Origin of the sequence: Caldivirga sp. UBA161, assembly GCF_002506515.1 — an archaeon.
In the GTDB taxonomy this organism is placed as follows: Archaea; Thermoproteota; Thermoprotei; order Thermoproteales; family Thermocladiaceae; genus Caldivirga.
The window spans coordinates 6,970-7,402 of record NZ_DAXS01000033.1; the positions used below are offsets into that span (position 1 = coordinate 6,970).

A 433-nucleotide genomic window follows, 5' to 3' on the forward strand; every position below is an offset into this window, starting at 1 on the left:
TTAATGAGGGCCTGCATCATTATGCAGTACTAATGAGCTAAGTAACTTTATAAGGAGAGTGGTAATTAAATTAAACTATGGATAGAATACCCATATATCTACTAGTAATCACAGTAGTAGTCGTAGCGGCAACTGCATACAGTGTAAATATTGCTTATGCGCAGCAAACATACCCAACGTACACTGTGGAGGATGCATTCCCATGGAACTACGTCCTCTTGACTCCTTGGCCTGCTCCTTGGTGGAACCCCTATGCCTCAGGTAATATCATTGGTTATGCCGGTACTTGGATGCCCCTAGCTGAATTCGATGACTCCACTGGTCAGTGGTGGCCTGTTTTGGCTAGTAATTGGACTTTGATTCCTGAGAACCACACCTTAATCATATATCTTAGGCATAATTTATACTGGTTTAATGGTTCAGCAACAATACC

General features: G+C 42.0%; 1 pseudogene. It reads left to right on the top strand.

The annotated features are described in order from the left end of the window. Positions 1-77: 77 nt before the first annotated feature. A pseudogene (locus BP896_RS03815) lies at positions 78-433 on the top strand (ABC transporter substrate-binding protein); the annotation flags it as partial.